Below are 1475 nucleotides of genomic sequence, written 5' to 3' on the forward strand. Positions count from 1 at the left end.
TTCATGAACCGCGCCTTACTTCGTGAAGACGCGGATTGGCAGAGGGAACCTGCTCCGAAGTCATGAATAGGGCATGAGTTGGTAGGGGATAACCACAACAAGAGCGCTTCTCTAGCTTGGATTAGATGTAGGTTCAGGAATCTCTGAACACTGGGTAAGTCCAGGACACACCCTTATCAATGCCTTAAGAGACGTAAACATTTACACGAATGGATTATCTCTATGAATCGTGTTCCAGTAGTTAGCGAAGAAGGAAAACCACTGATGCCTACCAAGCCATCCAGGGCTAGACGGTGGGTCAAAGAAGGTAAGGCGGTGGGGAAGTGGTCAGACTTAGGGGTCTACTATGTTCAACTGACTTCACCGCCATCGGCAGAAGAAGTACAACCAATTACTGTTGGAGTCGATCCGGGTAAGTCCTACTCTGGTATTGGCGTTCAATCAACCAAAAACACCTTACTACAACTACACCTTATCCTTCCGTTTGGGCGGGTCAAAAAACGAATGGAAACTCGCGCCATGCTGCGAAGGTCTCGCCGTTCTAGACGGATTAACCGGGATGTTCCGTTCAAGCAACGTAACCATCGGCAGTGCCGCTTTGATAACCGTAAACAGTGCAAACTACCTCCATCAATTAAAGCTTCACGGCAATTGGAGTTAAGAGTAGTCAAAGAGTTGGCGGCGATATTTCCGGTAAAAGCGATTGGGTATGAACGAGTTAGAGCCGACATAGACTTTTCCCAACGCAAACACGCCAAGTCGGGTAAGGGATTCTCCCCGGTGATGACTGGTCAAAATTGGGCGATATCTCAGATGGAAAAAATCGCCCCTGTCTATGTCCGGCACGGCTGGCAAAAGGATGGGAACGGTACATCCCAGCTCCGAACCCAACTAGGATTAGAGAAGGATAAGGCTAACAAGTCCATAGCCAAACCGGAGACCCACGCGGTTGATGGGGTGACATTGGCTTGCGGATATTTTGTTAAATATGTTCAATTTACTGGCTTTAATTCTCGCGGTTACACCCACAGAGGCAGCGTCAACATCACCCCTTCCCCATTCAAAATTATCACCCGTCCTGGTGCAGTGAAACGGGGAAAAGAGTACGGCTTTTTCCGCCGTCAATTACACTTTGAAGTCCCGGATAAGTCAGGGATAAGGAAGCGCAAAGGTGGGACAATTACCCCCTTTGGAGTGAGGATTGGTGATTTGGTAAGAGCAGAAAAAGCCGGAAAAGTCTACATTGGCTACGTTGGTGGGTTCACCGATACCAAAAAGACTAAAAATATTTCCGTTTGTGACTACACATGGAAACGAATTGGGCAATTTGCCCCCAGTAAAGTCAAGTTAATTAGGAGGAATAACGGCTTATGTGTAGCATAAAAGGGGAGATGGATGCCTCCATTCTTCCGGCATCCCGCTATCCCTCCCCACCCTGCTAGCGCTGAGGGTGGGGACTCCCGCGAACACGTTGA

At 48.5% G+C, this 1475-nt stretch carries 1 protein-coding gene; it reads left to right on the forward strand.

The features are described from left to right. Window positions 1-222: 222 nt before the first annotated feature. Entirely contained in the window at window positions 223-1383 is a 1161-nt protein-coding gene (locus ACLGGO_RS35540) for an RRXRR domain-containing protein (protein WP_446422846.1), read from the forward strand. The last annotated feature ends 92 nt before the right edge of the window (window positions 1384-1475 follow it).

This window comes from Coleofasciculus sp., assembly GCF_046565525.1.
Lineage (GTDB): Bacteria > Cyanobacteriota > Cyanobacteriia > Cyanobacteriales > Coleofasciculaceae > Coleofasciculus.